Genomic DNA, 15,155 nt, shown 5'->3' with positions numbered 1-15,155 from the left:
AAAAAGCAAACTCAGTCGAGTTTGCCTTCTATCATCATTAGTTCAATGAATTGTTGGCCATGATTTCATCAATAAAGCCATATTCAAGTGTTTCTTGGGCACTCATCCAGTTATCACGTTCTGCATCTGCATGGACTTTTTCGATTGACTGACCTGAATTTTCAGCCAAGATTTTTTCCAAGGTGTTACGAGTTTTAAGCAAGTGTTCTGCAGCGATCGCCATATCGGTTTGTTGAGTACCACCACCTGTACCACCCATTGGTTGGTGAATCATGTATTCGGCATTTGGAAGCATGAAACGTTTGCCTTTTGCTCCACTAGATGCGATGACTGTACCCATAGATGCAGCCATTCCCATAACGATGGTTTGGACATCTGCCTTGATAAAGTTCATAGTATCAACGATTGCCAAACCAGCTGAAACGGAACCACCTGGTGTATTGACATAAAGGTAAATATCTTTTGTACTATCTTGGGCATCCAAGAAAAGCAACTGGGCAATAACTGAGTTGGCCATGTTGTCTTCAACTGGGCCTGTCAGCATAATGATGCGGTCTTTGAGAAGACGTGAATAAATATCGTAAGAACGTTCTCCACGGCTTGTTTGTTCAATAACTACAGGAATCATTCATTTCTCCTTTTGAATTTTAATTTTGTTGGTCAAATGACTGAAGATAAGACTATTATAATATCTAGGTCAAAAAAGGTCAAATTTTTGCTCTGTTTTCATTAGACAGAAACAAAAATTCAACCTCCTTTCGTGACTGGAAATCCTTTTCCAAGTCAATCTCTTTTTAATTTTATTTTGTACCGAACAAGCGGTCCCCAGCATCTCCAAGACCTGGAACGATATAACCGTGTTCGTTCAAGCGTTCATCCAAGGCTGCTGTAAAGATTTCTACATCTGGATGAGCTTCTTGAAGGGCTTTAACACCTTCTGGAGCAGATACAAGGCAGACAAATTTGATATTTGATGCACCACGTTTTTTAAGAGAGTCAACAGCCAAGATTGCTGATCCACCTGTTGCCAACATTGGGTCTACCACAAAAATTTGACGTTGGTCAATATCTTCAGGCAATTTCACCAAATACTCAACTGGTTGAAGCGTTTCTTCATCACGGTACATACCGATGTGACCAACCTTAGCAGCTGGAACCAAGCTCAAGAGCCCATCAACCATCCCGATACCTGCACGCAAGATTGGTACGATAGCCAATTTCTTACCTGCCAATTGTTTTTGAACTGTTTTTGTGATTGGTGTTTCGATTTCCACATCTTCTAGTGGAAGATCACGAAGTACTTCATACCCCATCAACATTGCAATCTCATCTACTAGCTCACGGAAAGCTTTGGTAGAAGTATCTGTACGACGTAAGATTGACAATTTGTGTTGAATCAGTGGATGATTAATAACTTCAATTTTTCCCATTTTTGGAATTCCTTCTTTCAATTTATTCTTCTTATTATACCAAAAAACGGTTTAAAAATCTTTCTAAACCATTTATTTTTGATAATTTTTACATTAAATCTGCCTCTTTAAGAGCTGTCTGTACTGTCTCAAGTGGTAGATGGGTCAATTCTGTCCCTTTTTCTTGATAAAGGTATTGGGCGTAGTCATCCATTCGGTACTGGTTAATATAAACCACGCGCTTGCAACCAACCTGAAGTAATTGTTTTGTACAGTTGAGACAAGGAAAATGGGTTACATAGGCTGTAAAACCTTTAGGAACACCACGTTCTGCACCTTGAAGGATAGCATTGACCTCAGCATGAAGGGTGCGAACACAGTGTCCTTCAATGACCAGACATTCGTGATCAATACAATGCTCGGTTCCTGACACCGAACCATTGTAACCAGTGGAAATAACCTTATTATCTTTTACCAGAATCGCCCCCACTTTGGCACGTTTACAAGTGGAACGATTGGCAATTAGTAAGGCTTGGGCTGCAAAATACTCATCCCATGCTAGTCTTTTTTCAGTCATCTCTTTTCTCCTTTTTCTCTATTTTTTAAAAAATGGTAACCGTAAATCCGCAATCTTTTCAGCAGGTACCTTCATGCCATCCTTGATCCATTTTAAAAGGACTGAGACGATGGCTGAACTCCAGAAGGAATGAAGATAAGAGCTGACACCTTTTGATTTTCCATGGTATTTTTCTAGAAATTCCTGCATGGCTTGGACAAAGATTTTTTCCAGATGGTAATCTAAGGCCAGTTGAATCACTCTGGCTTCCTTTCTTGCTTCTCGGAAAAGGTGAACCCAGACCAGATAAAGGTCTGTCTTTAAATCATAATGATGCAACTGTTCCATAATATTGTGGACAGTTCGTTTAAAGACACTTTCTAAAATCTCCTCTTTGGAATCATAATTGCGATAAAAGGCCGCACGTGAAACGCCTGCACGTTTGACCAATTCAGAAATACTAATCTTGGTCAAGTCCTTTTTTTCCAAGAGCTGCAAGAGGGCTGTTTCTATGGCTTCTCTAGTTAATAAATTGGATTCTTGGTTTGATTTTCTGAGATTTTCAAGAGACTTTTCAGAGATTCTACGTTCAGACATAACATTTTCTTTCTACTTGTCACAACAGACTGATGAGGCTTTTGTTTCAAGGGCTTTCATGATATAATTGTAAAAAAAGACAGAACCTTTGTCAATGTATAACTGGCAAAGATGGAGAATTTCTATGACTTGGAAGATTATTGCTGACTCTGGTTGTGATTATCGTCAGCTGGCAACACCAGCTATTGACACGACCTTTGTAAGTGTCCCCTTAACCATTCAAGTAGCTGATCAGGTCTTTGTTGATGATGCCAGTCTTGACATTGACCAAATGATGGAAACCATGTATGCAACTGCAGAAGCTTCAAAATCAGCTTGTCCAAGCCCAGATGATTATTTGCGAGCATTTGAAGGAGCAAAAAACATTTTCCTAGTAACTATCACTGGTACTCTCTCTGGCAGTCACAATAGTGCTCAACTAGCTAAGAATATTTATCTAGAAGACCATCCTGACACTAAGATTCATGTAATTGATAGCTTGTCTGCTGGCGGGGAAGTTGACTTGCTCGTAGAAAAATTGAATGATTTGATTGACCAAGGCTTATCATTTGAAGAAGTAGTTGAAGCTATCACCGCCTATCAAGAAAAAACCAAGTTGCTCTTTGTTCTGGCCAAGGTCGATAATTTGGTGAAGAACGGCCGTTTGAGCAAGCTTATCGGTACGGTCGTTGGCCTTCTAAATATCCGTATGGTCGGGGAAGCTAGTGAAACTGGAACCCTTGAATTGCTACAAAAAGCGCGAGGACCAAAGAAATCGATTCAGGCAGCCTATGAAGAATTGATAAAAGCTGGATATGCTGGTGGCCGTATTGTCATGGCCCAACGTAATAACGAGAAATGTTGCCAACAGCTCTCAGAACGAATCCGTGAAAATTTCCCACAGGCGGATATTAAAATTCTCCCAACATCTGGTCTCTGCAGTTTTTATGCAGAAGATGGTGGTTTGCTGATGGGATATGAAATTGATTAATTGCATTCTTGACAAGAGGTAACTTCATCTCTTGTTTTTTTGTGGTACAATAGAGCTATGAAACATTTTGATACTATTGTCATCGGTGGAGGACCTGCTGGCATGATGGCTACGATTTCCAGTAGCTTTTATGGACAGAAAACCCTCCTCATCGAAAAAAATCGGAAACTTGGAAAAAAATTAGCTGGGACTGGTGGCGGACGTTGCAATGTAACCAACAATGGTAGTTTGGACGACCTGCTAGCTGGCATCCCTGGAAATGGGCGCTTTCTCTACAGTGTCTTCTCCCAATTTGATAACCATGATATCATTAACTTTTTTACAGAAAATGGGGTTAAACTTAAGGCCGAAGACCACGGCCGCGTCTTTCCTGCTAGTGACAAGTCTCGTACCATTATCGAAGCTTTAGAAAAGAAAATCACTGAGCTAGGTGGTCAAGTTGCTACTCAAACCGAAATTGTTTCGGTTAAAAAGGTAGAAAATCAGTTTGTCCTTAAGTCCGCAGACCAAAGCTTCACTTGTGAGAAACTTATTGTCACAACTGGTGGGAAATCCTATCCTTCTACTGGTTCTACTGGTTTTGGCCACGAGATTGCCCGTCATTTCAAACATACCATTACCGAGCTTGAGGCTGCTGAAAGTCCTTTATTGACAGATTTCCCACACAAGGTCTTGCAGGGTATTTCGCTGGACGATGTGACCCTAAGCTATGGTAAGCATGTCATCACTCACGATTTGCTTTTTACCCACTTTGGTTTGTCTGGCCCTGCTGCTCTGCGTATGTCTAGCTTTGTCAAGAGTGGGGAAGTTCTCTCGCTAGATGTTTTGCCTCAACTTTCTGAGAAGGACTTGGCTACATTTCTAGAAGAAAATCGGGAAAAATCCTTGAAAAATGCTTTAAGAACCTTGTTGCCAGAACGCTTGGCAGAATTTTTTGCGCAAGGCTATCCTGACAAAGTCAAACAGTTGACTGAAAAGGAACGAGAACAACTTCTCCAGTCTATTAAGGCCCTCAAAATCCCTGTGACCGGAAAAATGTCCCTTGCCAAGTCATTTGTTACCAAGGGTGGCGTCAGTCTTAAGGAAATCAATCCTAAAACCCTTGAAAGTAAACTGGTACCTGGGCTCCACTTTGCGGGCGAGGTACTGGATATCAATGCTCATACGGGTGGCTTTAACATCACTTCTGCCCTCTGCACCGGCTGGGTGGCGGGATCAAATCCAATCTAAATCTAAATTATTCAATGGCTAAATCAGCCCCAAAAGAAAGGAACTACTTTGGAACATATTATCTTGTTAAGGGGAGTTACTCCTAATGGAAAAAATGCTATCCCTAAAATGTCTTATCTAGTAGATATCTTAACAGAAGCCGGTTTTCAACAAGTTCGAACCTATATTCAAAGTGGGAATATCATTCTTGAAAGTGACTTAGATTTAGAAAAAATACGAGAACGTGTCCATACTCTAATAAATGAAAATATTGGTGCTGACTTAAAAATGGTAATCAAGAACAAAAGTGATTTTAAAAAAATTGTCCAAGAAAACCCTTTTGGAGAACACTATCTTTATGACCGTGTACACGTGATTTTTTATCAAGAAGCTATTCAAAGTCTCCCTTTAGAAAAATTGAAAATTGATTACGGTGAAGAAGAAATTTGTATCGGTAACCATTGTCTTTACCTCTATCTCCCTAGAACTGCAAAACAAAAGAAACTCCATACCAACTATCTTGAAAAGCTTTTTAATGTAGATTTGACCATGCGAAAACTAAATGTAGTAGAAAAATTATTAAGCAAGTAGTGCTTGAATTTAGTAAAAATCGGAAGAATACTCCTCCGATTTTATTTTGTCTGAGTTTGGACATAGTGCGCAATCACATCTGATGTGTACTGGGCTGTTCCAGTTCCAAATTTGTCAATATTTTCCTTAAACTCTGGATTATAGACATAGCCTTTTCCAATATGACCAAAGACCTCGATAGAGCAGTCAAATCCATAAGTACGTATGGCTTGCAAGAGTTTAGCAGCTTCTTCTTGGTTTTCTGTTGCTGTTGCAGGTAAACCAGCTTGAATATTTTGTGACAAGGCTCGAAAAACCTGGTTGAAGGCAGCCGTAACTTCGTCTTCGTGACCTTTTTGGCGCTCGATCGCTTGGTCCATGACTTCTTGTCCATATTTCTCTACCGCCTCTTGATGGTATTTTTGATGGTCTTGGTAGTTAAATCCAGCAAATTTCTCTTGAATGCTCATTTCTCTTTCTCCTTTTTGTTCTTGAATGGTTTTTTGCAAGGTTGAAATCAAGGTATCCAGATGTTCCCTTTCTCGAGTCAAATAGTCCAACTGCCTAGTCAAATGAGGCAATAAATCTGTCTTTTCTTCCTTTAATAGCTCTGCTATTTTTTCTAAAGAAAAACCTAGATATTTATAGTAAAGAATGACCTGAAGGCGTTCCAAATCCTCCTGACTGTAGGTTCGATAGCCGTTTTCCGACTTTAAAGGAACCAAAAGTCCTATCTTATCGTAGTGGTGTAGGGTCTTGACAGAGACGCCCGAAAGCTGCGCAGCTTCTTTTATATGGTACATGATTTCCTCCTTACATTGATAGTATAACCCCTCCCCTTAGGTCAGAGTCAAGCGTTTTTGTGAATTTTTTTACTTTATCATAACATGAAAATGGTTTTCTTGACAGACCTTAGAAAACATGATAGGATAGTCAAGTCTATCAATCAAAAGAAACGCTCATCTTGAGTACTTATGAGGCTATTTGCCAAGGGCAGTAGCTTTTTCTTTTGGAACACTAATTTTAGGAGTTTAACTATGTCTGAAAAATCGCAATGGGGTTCTAAACTGGGCTTTATCCTAGCATCTGCTGGTTCAGCCATCGGCCTTGGTGCCGTTTGGAAATTCCCTTATATGACTGCTGCTAACGGTGGAGGAGGCTTTTTACTGGTCTTTCTCATTTCCACTATTCTAATCGGTTTTCCCCTTTTGCTAGCTGAGTTTGCCCTCGGCCGAAGTGCTGGTGTTTCAGCTATCAAAACCTTTGGAAAACTCGGCAAGAATAGCAAGTACAACTTTATCGGTTGGATTGGTGCCTTTGCCCTCTTTATCCTCTTATCTTTCTACAGTGTTATTGGGGGATGGATTCTGGTTTATCTAGGCATTGAGTTTGGAAAATTGTTCCAACTTAGCGGAACGGGTGATTATGCTCAGTTATTTACTTCCATCATTTCAAATCCAGCCATTGCGCTTGGAGCTCAAGCAGCCTTTATCCTATTGAACATCTTTATTGTATCACGTGGGGTTCAAAAAGGGATTGAAAGAGCTTCGAAAGTCATGATGCCCCTGCTCTTTATCATCTTTGTTGTCATCATTGGGCGCTCTCTCAGTTTACCAAATGCCATGGAAGGGGTTCTTTACTTCCTCAAACCAGACTTCTCTAAGCTGACAAGTGCTGGTCTCCTCTATGCTCTGGGACAATCTTTCTTTGCCCTCTCACTAGGGGTTACAGCCATGCTAACCTATGCATCTTACTTGGATAAGAAAACCAATCTAGTCCAGTCAGGGATTTCCATTGTAGCCATGAATATCTCAGTATCCATCATGGCAGGTCTAGCCATTTTCCCAGCCATGTCAGCCTTCAATATCCAGTCTGAAGGAGGACCGAGCTTGCTCTTTATCGTCTTGCCTCAACTCTTTGACAAGATGCCTTTTGGAACCATTTTCTACATCCTCTTCCTCTTGCTCTTCCTCTTTGCGACGGTCACTTCTTCCGTTGTTATGCTGGAAATCAATGTGGGCAATATTACCAATCAGGACAACAGCAAGCGTGCCATGTGGAGTGCCATTTTAGGAATTTTGACCTTTATCTTTGGAATTCCTTCGGCCCTTTCTTACGGTGTTATGGCAGATATTCACATTTTTGGGAAGACCTTCTTTGATGCTATGGATTTCTTGGTTTCCAATCTCCTCATGCCATTTGGAGCTCTCTGCCTTTCACTTTTTACAGGCTACATCTTTAAAAAGGCTCTTGCTATGGAGGAACTGCATCTTGATGAAACAGCATGGAAACAGGGACTGTTCCAAGTCTGGCTCTTCCTTCTTCGTTTCATCATTCCAATCATCATCATCGTGGTCTTCATCGCCCAATTTATGTAATCAAAAAGGACTTGAGTAGTAAACTCAGGCCCTTTCTTTTTTATGGATGACTAACAATCAATTCCAAACCTTGCCCTTCCAGAGTCCAAACTTCAACATCACTTGGTAGAATAAAGTGGCTGCCTTTTTGGATTGGATAGTTCTTTCCATCAACAGTTAGCTGACCTTGACCGGCTAAGACACTCAACAAGCTGTAATCAGCTGTCTTTTCGAAGTCAACTTTTCCATCGATTTCCCACTTGTAGACTGCAAAGAAATCGTTGGACACAAGTAAAGTTGATCGTAAATCATCTGCTTTGACAGTCACAGGACGGCTATTGGCAGGCTCTCCAATGTTTAAAACATCGATAGATTTTTCAAGGTGAAGTTCACGCAAGTTTCCATTATCGTCCTTGCGGTCAAAGTCATAGACGCGATAGGTGGTATCACTAGACTGTTGCGTTTCAAGAATCAAGATGCCCGCACCAATAGCATGCATAGTGCCACTTGGCACATAGAAGAAATCTCCAGCTTTAACTGGTACTTTTGTCAACAAAGCATCCCAATTCTTGTCCTCAATTTGCTGGCGGAGTTCTTCTTTTGATTTGGCATTATGCCCGTAGATAATCTCTGAACCTTCATCCGCAGCGATGATGTACCAGCATTCTGTTTTTCCGAGTTCGCCTTCATGCTCGAGTCCATAGGCATCATCTGGGTGAACTTGGACGCTGAGCCAGTCGTTGGCATCCAGAATCTTAGTCAAAAGTGGAAATACAGACTCTGGACGATTACCAAACAATTCACGGTGTTCTGCATACAAAGTAGCTAGATCTGTTCCTTCAAAGCGACCATTGGCAACTTTAGAGACGCCATTTGGATGGGCTGATATGGCCCAATATTCTCCGATTTTTTCACTTGGGATGTCATAACCAAACTCATCACGTAGCTTGGTACCACCCCAGATTTTTTCTTGCATAACTGATTGTAAAAATAATGGTTCTGACATGTCAATCTCCTATCTGATTTTTCTCCCTCATTATAGCAAAAAGCTCCATCTAATTGAACTCTTTTTCATATCTTATAAAGTAGGGAGAAGATTTTATAAAAATAGTGAACAAATGTGCTCTACTCAATGCTTGCACCATTGCTGGCAATGACATCCTTGTACCAATAGAAGGATTTCTTCTTGGTCCGTTTGAGAGTCCCATTTCCTGCATTATCACGATCTACATAGATAAAGCCATAGCGCTTATTCATTTCGCCTGTTCCAGCTGAGACCAGATCGATACAGCCCCAAGTCGTATAACCAAGCAAATCAACTCCATCGTGGTAAATAGCATCTCGCATGGCCTTGATATGAGCCTCTAAGTAAGCAATCCGATAGTCATCTGCTACATAACCATTCTCATCTGGTGTATCCATAGCACCGAGACCATTTTCTACGATGAACATGGGCTTTTGGTAACGATCCCAGATGGCATTGAGGGTGATGCGAAGACCAAGTGGGTCAATCTGCCATCCCCATTCTGAGGATTCAAGATAAGGATTTTTGAGAGAGGCAAAGACATTTCCAGCAGTTAATTCTTTAACTTCTGGATCACCTGAGGCCACTCGACTTGCATAGTAAGAGAAGGAAACAAAGTCAACAGTGTAATTCTTCAACAAGTCCAGATCCTCTGCCGTCATATGAATCTCAATCCCCTCACGTTCCCACTGCTTCTTGGCATAGTTTGGGTATTCCCCACGCGCTTGAACATCAATGAAGAAGTAACTCTTGCGATCTTCCTCCATAGCAACCCAGTAATCTCTCGGATGGGCTGTGTTAGGATAGTATTGCCCTGCTGCCAACATACATCCCACCTTGTTTTCTGGGTCAATTTCGTGGGCAATCTTAGTCGCCATGGCTGAAGCCACCAACTCATGGTGAGCCGCTTGGTATTTGACCTGTTCTTGATTTTCTCCTTCTTCAAAACAGAGCCCAGCTCCCATAAAGGGGGCATGGAGAATCATGTTGATTTCGTTGAAGGTAAGCCAATATTTGACCAAACCCTTATAGTGGGTAAAGAGTGTGCGACAAAGTTTTTCATAGAAGTCTAACATCCGACGATTGCGCCATCCTCCGTATTCTTCAATCAAGTGCATAGGACAGTCGAAATGAGTGATAGTCACCAGAGGTTGGATACCATACTTGTGGCACTCCTTAAATAAATCCTCATAAAAGGCTAGACCAGCTTCATTTGGCACTGTTTCGTCTCCCTTAGGAAAAATCCTAGTCCAAGCAATGGATAGTCGATAAGTCTTAAAGCCCATTTCCGCAAAAAGAGCAATATCTTCCTTATAATGATGGTACATATCAATGGCTTCTTTGGCTGGGTAAAAATAACCCTCCTCAAACGAAAACATCTTTTTCTGACCTGTGATAATGGCTTCACGCTCTGGACCGATGGGGACGACATCCACGTTGGCCAACCCACGACCGTCTAAATTATAAGCACCTTCACATTGATTAGCTGCCGTAGCACCACCCCAGAGGAAACCCTCTGGAAATTGTAGTCTTTCTATCATCACTTTACCTCACTTGATTTATTAGTTCTATTATACTAAAAAGGAGACAAAATGTTTGGAACTATATAGGTAATGATGTCCTGAGCTTGCTTATATATACGAAAAAAAAGACTGAAATCAGTCTTCTTTTTAAATCAACGCCGTAATAGCCGTTACTAGACCAAAAACGATACCCGGTGCATTGGCAGCTGCAAGTGGAATATCTCTTTCCTTTTTGAAAAGACCATAGTAAACCCAGAGACTACAGTTGATAGCTGCGACTAGGGGTTGAATGAAGTTGCCTTTTTGACCGGCAAGATTATTCATGATTTGTGGGAAGTAAGACACATACATCATAACAGACATGAAGGTCGCTACCCAACCCAAAATTTTCATTTGTTTTTCAGACATTTTTAAAGCCTCTTTTATTCTTTTATGCTTTTTATTTTATAATATGATGCAAAAATAAGCAAGAGTTTGAGAATTTTATTATAAAAATGTAAACTATCACAATCTTGTGATAAGAAAAAGACCGGATCGCTCCGATCTGTTTAATCCATAAAATGGGTCAATCTTCTGAAATCGCAATGAATTGACTGAATTTTCTTATAGATTTAAATATTTCTTCATAATTAGATAATTTTTTCAATATAGTCTCCCTCTTTTCCATTTTGTGAACGATTTGCTTTTGGTAGTCTAAAGAAAAATTACCATTATCATCAACAGGGATATCTATCTTGATATATTTTTCTAAATTATCTTTATTACATTTTATTGTGTAACCAAAACCATATTTTTTCTTAATGTTCTTTAAGCTATAATATACATATTCTGGTAAAATATCTTGATTTTTAGTTACAATTGAAAGTCTAGAGGTATTTAAAAAGTAAGGCTCTTTATGTAAAATTATATTTGTACCTGCGGTTCCGTCACCATCTGTCGCTATTGAAATATGCGGTCTGTTTGTCTCAACAGTTACTAGCTTTGCATGATTTTTAGGTAAGTATGCAACACAATCTTTAGCAGCTGTATATAGCGGATAACCTTCTGATGAATCTACCTGTTTTTCTCTGTATTCTTTTTGTTTGTAACCAATCAAACTTGAACTAATATCAAAGAATAGATTACCAGTTTCATCAACTTCATTTAAATTGACATTTTTATAATTATAATTTTCTTGAATATTATCAATTTCTTTCAATTCAGTGTCTAACTTAGCTAATTCTCGTATAGCTTCAGCTATACTCTGACTTACATCAGTTAGAGTGTTAAACTCCTCATCTTCTTTGATATTCAATTCTTTCAATTGATAATCTGATAGAAGTCTTTCTGACAACCACATATCTTCATTTTTGTAATACTCAATTTCTTTTGTAAAAATTTGAGTATAATTACTAACATACTGTTCCTTGTCTGTCATAAAATATTTAAACTCTCTAGCAAGACAGTTTAAATCCTCTAAATTAGTATTCACGCGAGCAATATCAAGACTTTCCCCAACATCAGTTACAATATAATTAAAAATTGGAGAGGTTTGTGGAATATTTCTATCTGTTTTCTTCGTAAGACATAGTATATACGTTTTTTTGGCAGTTGTATAGAAGGTTCGACTAGGTAAAGAAATTATTCCATCAATTATAGTTTCTTCTAATAGAAAATTTCTCAACCCTCTATCGCTTTTTGTATGGAAAAAACCATCTGGTAATACTATGAAAGCTCTTCCTTTAGGTTTTAACGATTTCACCATATTTATGACAAAAAGACCTTCCTTGCTATCAAAATCTTTATCATAAAAAGCTGAAAGTTGTAAATCATTATTGATAAAATCTCTGTATAAGCTCATTCCTTTTCTAACATAAGGCGGATTACTTAAAATTAAATCATATTGACCATCTGTTTTGCTTAGTGAGCCGATGGTCGACTTATGAAAGCTTTCAAAAACAGAATTAACAAAATCGGAGTATTTGCTTAGATTATTTCTGTATTCATTGATTTTTGATGACAACAACATAGTAAGTGATGCCTTCGCTAGTATGATTGTTTGTTTATCTAAATCATATCCTGAATAGTTGATTTTAGAACTTAAAGTAGCAGGATTATCACAAAAGTCTTTTGTAATATTTCTTGCTATCATACTCTCAATGACAAATCCCCCCACTCCACAAGCAGGATCACAAATAGACTGTCCATCTTGTAGTTGAGATACATTTGCCATGTTAACCATCGTTCTTATGATATTTCTTGGCGTGAAAAACTGCGCCATTAATTTAATACCATTAGAGCCTTTTAAAAATTCTTCGAATAAGTTGGACTTAAATTCAATAGAAACGTGTTTTAAATTGCCAAACTTCTTGAAATCTTCTAATATAGAATAAAATAGTTCGTCTTGCTTACTGTCTTTTTTTACACTAAGACCATTTATAATAGTAGTATCATCTTCCCCTTTCGGAAATACCTCTTTTATATACTCACGAACATTATTCATATAATACTGAAGACACCTATCCTTACCTTTTGAAAATGTGTCTTCAAAGGAAATTAAAGTTCCATCTTCTTTTTCAGTTAAAATTCCTAAGTCGCTTAAATACTTATACATAAATAGTTCAGTGAAAGTCATAAGACATTTTTTAGGGTCATCTCCAGTAGCTAACCAAATTGACTGCCAAATTCCTTTTGCTAGGCTTCTAGGGTCGACTATGTCAATGTTTTCATTTAATGTTATATGGTCACAATCAGTTGTTAGAAACGCTTTTACTAATGTTTCTTGACTTGCTTTATTATTTTTTATATTTTCAAGCTTTAATTTTTGATTATTTTTCAAGATATAGTCGGCATAATAGTGCTCCTCATTGCTTATGAATGAAAAATCATGTTCCGTTTTTGAACTATCAACAAAGAGTATTTCATAGTCTGTTCCATTAGTTACAATCCCATAATTTACATTACTAAAGTGACAGTATTCACTCACTTGCTTTATTGAAGCTTCTTTCTTTTTATCAGTATTCCATTCATCTGGTTTTTTATACTCAACAATGGCTATAACTTTTGCAGGATAACTACCCCCATCTAAAATTAAAGCATCGGGTTGTTTTAATTTTATAAGATGTGAAATCTTATTGGAAATTATTTTGGACTTTGTTAGTTGATTAAAAGTGGTCTTTCCTAAATCAATGTATCTGAACTCACCTATTGGAATGTAGTTTTCTAATGTACTGTATTGAATAATCTCTTCGCTCATGAAAAATCTCGTATTTCTATATTTGATTAAGATAACCCTATTATACCATCTTACAGATGTTATAACAATAATTATAGTAGTTTGTTATTCAAATATCAGAAAAAGGAGTAACAGCTATGAAGTTTGAATTTAAGTCTTTATTTGATTTACAGACAGTTTTTCATGACGAACAGTCATGTGTAGACCATTTAGAGGAAATGAGTTGGAGTGATGTTATCATTAGTCCTTTTGACGAGTCTTAAAAAGTTTATAACTGCAAAGATAATAAGTGATAACTCGAATACGTCTTGAGCATGAAAATTAAAGTACTAGTAACCTCTTGTTCTATTGTTCAATAGTTAACAGGAGATTTTTATAATGGAAGTCATGATTGAAACATGTTGTGGTATCGATGTTCACTAAAAGTCCATTGTTTTACACTTAATTAATTAAAAAGTGTATTTATGATACTTTCAAAAAAACTCGATAAAGGCTCTAGCGAAAAACAACTGGCAGAGTTAGAAGCTCTAGCTGATGTATCTGAAAACAAAAAAATTTCAAATGTTTTTGAGAAAAACATCATCTTAAATTTCCTAATTTAGAGGATTGTATCTATCAAAAGAAAAATAAACTTTCTGACTTTGATAATAAATTATTGATTACACTGCACCACAATCCTAGAAAAAATAAATCATTTTAAAAAGGCAATTCCCGAAAGGAAGGAAGCATTTTGATGTTATAGTTCATAACACAATCTATTGAAATAAGAGCAGGACAAAAAGCACGTAAAAAGTATTGCAATTTGGTAATACCTTTTGGAGGTGCTTTTTAATATGATCCCATCTTTTCTCGATAGGATTGTACTCAGGTGAGTAGGGAGGAAGTGGTAAAAGTTTATGCCCAAATTCTTCACATAAGAGTTCGAGCTTACTCATTCTATGTAATCTTGCATTATCCATAAAAATAACTGATGGTGTGTTTAATGTTGGTAAGAGAAACTTCTGAAACCAAGCTTCAAAAAAGTCGCTCGTCATCGTCTCTTCGTATTACTTGATGGTTTAGCTCTCCTGTTTTATCTTTTAACTTTAACCAGATATAAATGTTATTACGTGAGATTTGAAAAACGTGTGATGCTTCCGTTATACTACCTGTTCGCTTACAAGAGGCGAAAACTTTTTTACGAAAATCTAATGAATATTGCATAAGAAGATTAGACCACAGTGTGTACTATTTTTAGGTCATCTTACTATATTAAAAAAGACCGGATTGCTCCGATCTTTCAATAGTTCATATTCTCATATTCTGTTTTAAGAATAGTTAAGGTTATCTTCAAATGACTAAGCGCCCTATTTCATACGATAAAAATCAAGCACTAGACCAGCAGGACCTTTAACTAATAAGGACTCTGTTCCCCAATCCGTTTCACAAGGACCGTGTAAAATCTCGACACCGATCTCTTTTAAACGTTGGTAATTCTGGTCTACATCCTCAACCTCGATATGAAGAATGATTCCTGACTGAAAATCTTCCAAAGGAATCAAATGATTTTGGGACAACATCAGACAGTGACTGCCAATCGTAAACTGAGCAAAACTGTCATCAACATAATCTGACTTTTTATCCAAAATACGCTCCAAGTCAGCACAGACTTGGGGAACATCTGAAACGATAATATCTAATTGATTTAAATTCATTTACTATCCTCCATAAAAAGACCGGATTGCTC

At 37.9% G+C, this 15,155-nt stretch carries 15 protein-coding genes and 2 pseudogenes; 6 read left to right on the top strand and 11 right to left on the bottom strand.

Features of this window, described 5'->3' with window-relative positions; translation table 11 throughout:
* Positions 1-37: 37 nt before the first annotated feature.
* The 4 genes from clpP to QM424_RS03820 all read right to left on the bottom strand — a co-directional run bounded on the left by clpP (position 38) and on the right by QM424_RS03820 (position 2,562).
* Complete coding sequence (clpP, locus tag QM424_RS03835) at positions 38-628, bottom strand: ATP-dependent Clp protease proteolytic subunit ClpP (protein ID WP_000613475.1); 591 nt, start codon at positions 626-628, stop codon at positions 38-40.
* A 172-nt stretch (positions 629-800) separates the two neighbouring features.
* Entirely contained in the window at positions 801-1,430 is a 630-nt protein-coding gene (gene upp, locus QM424_RS03830; protein WP_000515974.1) for a uracil phosphoribosyltransferase, read from the bottom strand.
* An 88-nt stretch (positions 1,431-1,518) separates the two neighbouring features.
* On the bottom strand, positions 1,519-1,986 hold the full coding sequence (locus tag QM424_RS03825; protein ID WP_000136976.1) for a deoxycytidylate deaminase: 468 nt from the start codon (positions 1,984-1,986) through the stop codon (positions 1,519-1,521).
* Positions 1,987-2,004: 18 nt separating this feature from the next.
* A complete protein-coding gene (locus QM424_RS03820; protein WP_000004136.1) occupies positions 2,005-2,562 on the bottom strand; it encodes a TetR/AcrR family transcriptional regulator in 558 nt (185 codons plus the stop codon).
* A gap of 124 nt (positions 2,563-2,686) precedes the next feature.
* On the opposite strand from QM424_RS03820, the gene QM424_RS03815 reads away from it, so the two are divergent.
* The 3 genes from QM424_RS03815 to QM424_RS03805 are packed head-to-tail and all read left to right on the top strand — an operon-like array spanning position 2,687 to position 5,332.
* The gene (locus QM424_RS03815) at positions 2,687-3,532 is read left to right on the top strand and encodes a DegV family protein (protein ID WP_261030267.1); all 846 of its coding nucleotides are present in this window, start codon (positions 2,687-2,689) and stop codon (positions 3,530-3,532) included.
* 57 nt (positions 3,533-3,589) lie between these two features.
* Positions 3,590-4,762, top strand: coding sequence for an aminoacetone oxidase (gene aao / locus QM424_RS03810; protein ID WP_261030268.1), 1,173 nt, complete (start codon positions 3,590-3,592; stop codon positions 4,760-4,762).
* A gap of 48 nt (positions 4,763-4,810) precedes the next feature.
* On the top strand, positions 4,811-5,332 hold the full coding sequence (locus tag QM424_RS03805; protein ID WP_414393107.1) for a DUF1697 domain-containing protein: 522 nt from the start codon (positions 4,811-4,813) through the stop codon (positions 5,330-5,332).
* Between the two features lie 41 nt (positions 5,333-5,373).
* On the opposite strand, the gene QM424_RS03800 is transcribed toward QM424_RS03805, so the two are convergent.
* Positions 5,374-6,114 carry a MerR family transcriptional regulator gene (locus QM424_RS03800; RefSeq protein ID WP_414393105.1) on the bottom strand — a complete coding sequence of 247 codons (741 nt, stop codon included), beginning with the start codon at positions 6,112-6,114 and terminating at the stop codon, positions 5,374-5,376.
* 234 nt (positions 6,115-6,348) lie between these two features.
* Between QM424_RS03800 and QM424_RS03795 the strand changes: the two genes are divergently transcribed.
* Positions 6,349-7,689 (top strand): sodium-dependent transporter, encoded by a 1,341-nt coding sequence (locus QM424_RS03795; RefSeq protein WP_261030273.1) that lies wholly within the window; start codon positions 6,349-6,351, stop codon positions 7,687-7,689.
* Positions 7,690-7,729: 40 nt separating this feature from the next.
* Here the strand turns inward: QM424_RS03795 and manA are convergent, their stop codons facing one another.
* The 4 genes from manA to QM424_RS03775 all read right to left on the bottom strand — a co-directional run bounded on the left by manA (position 7,730) and on the right by QM424_RS03775 (position 13,450).
* Complete coding sequence (manA, locus tag QM424_RS03790) at positions 7,730-8,674, bottom strand: mannose-6-phosphate isomerase, class I (protein WP_261030274.1); 945 nt, start codon at positions 8,672-8,674, stop codon at positions 7,730-7,732.
* A 119-nt stretch (positions 8,675-8,793) separates the two neighbouring features.
* Positions 8,794-10,233, bottom strand: a complete 1,440-nt coding sequence (locus tag QM424_RS03785) for a 6-phospho-beta-glucosidase (RefSeq protein ID WP_414393102.1) — start codon at positions 10,231-10,233, stop codon at positions 8,794-8,796.
* Between the two features lie 129 nt (positions 10,234-10,362).
* On the bottom strand, positions 10,363-10,623 hold the full coding sequence (locus QM424_RS03780) for a SemiSWEET family transporter (protein WP_001291473.1): 261 nt from the start codon (positions 10,621-10,623) through the stop codon (positions 10,363-10,365).
* 157 nt (positions 10,624-10,780) lie between these two features.
* A complete protein-coding gene (locus tag QM424_RS03775) occupies positions 10,781-13,450 on the bottom strand; it encodes an N-6 DNA methylase (RefSeq protein ID WP_414393100.1) in 2,670 nt (889 codons plus the stop codon).
* Between the two features lie 116 nt (positions 13,451-13,566).
* Between QM424_RS03775 and QM424_RS09845 the strand changes: the two are divergent.
* Positions 13,567-13,689: pseudogene (locus QM424_RS09845) on the top strand (IS1595 family transposase); the annotation flags it as partial.
* A 204-nt stretch (positions 13,690-13,893) separates the two neighbouring features.
* On the top strand, positions 13,894-14,031 hold the full coding sequence (locus QM424_RS03770) for a hypothetical protein (protein ID WP_414393098.1): 138 nt from the start codon (positions 13,894-13,896) through the stop codon (positions 14,029-14,031).
* 134 nt (positions 14,032-14,165) lie between these two features.
* Here QM424_RS03770 and QM424_RS03765 read toward each other — a convergent pair.
* Positions 14,166-14,632: pseudogene (locus QM424_RS03765) on the bottom strand (transposase).
* A 143-nt stretch (positions 14,633-14,775) separates the two neighbouring features.
* On the bottom strand, positions 14,776-15,123 hold the full coding sequence (locus QM424_RS03760; RefSeq protein WP_414393096.1) for a VOC family protein: 348 nt from the start codon (positions 15,121-15,123) through the stop codon (positions 14,776-14,778).
* Between the last annotated feature and the right edge of the window lie 32 nt (positions 15,124-15,155).

The sequence above is a fragment of the Streptococcus mitis genome (assembly GCF_047464945.1).
Lineage (GTDB): Bacteria > Bacillota > Bacilli > Lactobacillales > Streptococcaceae > Streptococcus > Streptococcus mitis_EA.
This window is presented reverse-complemented; position numbering and strand designations above follow the sequence as displayed.

Excerpts from the sequence above, each read along its gene's own strand:
- QM424_RS03815 (WP_261030267.1), top strand. The coding sequence starts at position 2,687 with ATGACTTGGAAGATTATTGCTGACTCTGGTTGTGATTATCGTCAGCTG.
- manA (WP_261030274.1), bottom strand. The coding sequence starts at position 8,674 with ATGTCAGAACCATTATTTTTACAATCAGTTATGCAAGAAAAAATCTGG.
- QM424_RS03775 (WP_414393100.1), bottom strand. The coding sequence starts at position 13,450 with ATGAGCGAAGAGATTATTCAATACAGTACATTAGAAAACTACATTCCA.
- upp (WP_000515974.1), bottom strand. The coding sequence starts at position 1,430 with ATGGGAAAAATTGAAGTTATTAATCATCCACTGATTCAACACAAATTG.
- aao (WP_261030268.1), top strand. The coding sequence starts at position 3,590 with ATGAAACATTTTGATACTATTGTCATCGGTGGAGGACCTGCTGGCATG.
- QM424_RS03795 (WP_261030273.1), top strand. The coding sequence starts at position 6,349 with ATGTCTGAAAAATCGCAATGGGGTTCTAAACTGGGCTTTATCCTAGCA.
- QM424_RS03825 (WP_000136976.1), bottom strand. The coding sequence starts at position 1,986 with ATGACTGAAAAAAGACTAGCATGGGATGAGTATTTTGCAGCCCAAGCC.
- clpP (WP_000613475.1), bottom strand. The coding sequence starts at position 628 with ATGATTCCTGTAGTTATTGAACAAACAAGCCGTGGAGAACGTTCTTAC.
- QM424_RS03785 (WP_414393102.1), bottom strand. The coding sequence starts at position 10,233 with ATGATAGAAAGACTACAATTTCCAGAGGGTTTCCTCTGGGGTGGTGCT.
- QM424_RS03820 (WP_000004136.1), bottom strand. The coding sequence starts at position 2,562 with ATGTCTGAACGTAGAATCTCTGAAAAGTCTCTTGAAAATCTCAGAAAA.
- QM424_RS03780 (WP_001291473.1), bottom strand. The coding sequence starts at position 10,623 with ATGTCTGAAAAACAAATGAAAATTTTGGGTTGGGTAGCGACCTTCATG.
- QM424_RS03760 (WP_414393096.1), bottom strand. The coding sequence starts at position 15,123 with ATGAATTTAAATCAATTAGATATTATCGTTTCAGATGTTCCCCAAGTC.
- QM424_RS03800 (WP_414393105.1), bottom strand. The coding sequence starts at position 6,114 with ATGTACCATATAAAAGAAGCTGCGCAGCTTTCGGGCGTCTCTGTCAAG.
- QM424_RS03770 (WP_414393098.1), top strand. The coding sequence starts at position 13,894 with ATGATACTTTCAAAAAAACTCGATAAAGGCTCTAGCGAAAAACAACTG.